General features: G+C 59.7%; 1 protein-coding gene. It reads left to right on the top strand.

The genetic code is table 11. The features are described 5' to 3' along the window. Window positions 1–428: 428 nt before the first annotated feature. Window positions 429–1850 (top strand): group II intron reverse transcriptase/maturase, encoded by a 1422-nt coding sequence (gene ltrA / locus N5D53_RS27450; RefSeq protein WP_104886249.1) that lies wholly within the window; start codon window positions 429–431, stop codon window positions 1848–1850. Window positions 1851–1921 lie beyond the last annotated feature (71 nt).

The following is a 1921-nucleotide window of genomic DNA, read 5'->3' as shown; positions in this document are numbered from 1 at the left end:
TGGTGCGCCAGGCATGGCGCGTTGCGCGATAGCGCAACCAGCTTGGCTGTGGTGGCCTCGTTGGTGACTTGGGGGTGAAAGTCCTCTACACACCCGGCAAGGGGAAGTGTTAGCCAGAGGCAAGGGTGTCGTGGGCGACTACGAATCTGAAGGAAGCCCGAGGCAAAATGCTGGCCTGACGAACAGGAAGCGGATCAGGCGGCGCAGCGGGGCAAGACGGCCATAATCGTCAAAGCCCAATACTTGCACGGAACGCTGCGACGTAAATCCGACAGGCATAAGCAGGAAGGTCACGCGAATTACCCTGGGAGATCTGTACGCTTGCCTTGGTGCTACCGAGCGTCGAGAGGCGACGGGATGAGCGTGCAGAAGTCAGCCGAGGCCGTAGTAAGTGGCGGTTAACCGCGTCACCAAGGGCCGAACAGGTTATGCCGCCAGTAGGCGTCACTGTCTCGTTGGTAGCCGCAATGCAGAAATTTCCTAAAACGGAATCTGTCACTCCGAATCCCGGCCAGAAGCCGAGGATGATGCCTGACAGCGCAAAGGTATCGACGGCGTCATCGGCGTGGACGAACGCAGAGCCGGACACGCTGATGGAGCGGGTGCTCGCACCGGCCAACCTCAGACGTGCGTATAAGCGCGTAGTCAGCAATAAGGGAGCGCCGGGTGCCGATGGCATGACGGTCGCCGACCTTGCAGGCTATGTGAATCAGTATTGGCCAATCCTCAAAGGCAGATTGCTGGCCGGTGAATACCATCCCCAAGCCGTACGTGCGGTTGAAATTCCCAAGCCGCAGGGCGGCACGCGGCAACTGGGAATTCCCACCGTCGTGGATCGCCTGATCCAGCAGGCATTGCTGCAACAACTCACGCCATTCTTCGATCCTCTGTTCTCGGATTTCAGCTACGGCTTCCGTCCGGGCAGGAGCGCGCATCAAGCTGTCGAGATGGCCCGTGCCCATGTGGCATCGGGGCACCGGTGGTGCGTGGAAGTCGATCTGGAGAAGTTCTTTGATCGGGTCAACCACGACATCCTCATGGCCTGTATCGAGCGCCGGGTCAAAGATAAGTGCGTACTTAGGCTTATCCGTCGCTACCTTGAAGCGGGAGTCATGTCAGGCGGTGTCGTCAGTCCACGGCAGGAAGGGACGCCGCAAGGCGGCCCGCTCTCGCCGCTGCTGTCGAATATCCTGCTCGATGAATTTGACCGCGAACTGGAGCGGCGGGGCCATCGCTTCGTGCGCTATGCCGATGACGCGAACATTTATGTGCGCAGTCCTCGGGCTGGCGAACGGGTACTGGCTAGTGTCGAGCGCTTCCTGAGTCAACGTTTGAAACTGACGGTGAATCAGAAGAAGAGTCGAGTCGCGAGAGCCTGGAAGTGTGATTACTTGGGTTATGGGATGAGCTGGCATCAGCAGCCAAGGTTGCGGGTGGCAACGGTGAGCCTGAGTCGCCTGCGCGACCGGCTCGCAGAGCTGCTATGCGGCGCACGGGGCCGCAAGATGGCAAACACCATCGAGCGGATAAACCCCGTACTACGAGGTTGGGCGGGTTACTTCAAGCTCAGCCAGAGCAAGCGGCCACTTGAGGAGCTGGATGGCTGGATCAGGCACAAACTCCGCTGTGCCATTTGGCGCCAATGGAAACAGCCCTCTACGAGGGCGCGCAACCTGATGCGTCTGGGCTTAAGCGAGGAGCGTGCCTGTAAATCGGCCTATAACGGCCGAGGCCCATGGTGGAACTCGGGGGCGCCACATATGAATCAGGCGCTGCCGAAGAAACTATGGGACCGACTCGGACTGGTCTCGATACTGGATACGATCAACCGGCTTAGCCGCATAGCTTGAACCGCCGTGTACGGAACCGTACGCACGGTGGTGTGAGAGGACGGCGGGTGTGAGCCCGCCTCCTACTCAAT

Origin of the sequence: Pseudomonas sp. GD03862 (genome assembly GCF_029840855.1) — a bacterium.
Taxonomy (GTDB): domain Bacteria; phylum Pseudomonadota; class Gammaproteobacteria; order Pseudomonadales; family Pseudomonadaceae; genus Aquipseudomonas; species Aquipseudomonas alloputida.
Note: the sequence above shows the minus strand (reverse complement) of the source record. Positions and strands in the feature narration are given on the sequence as shown.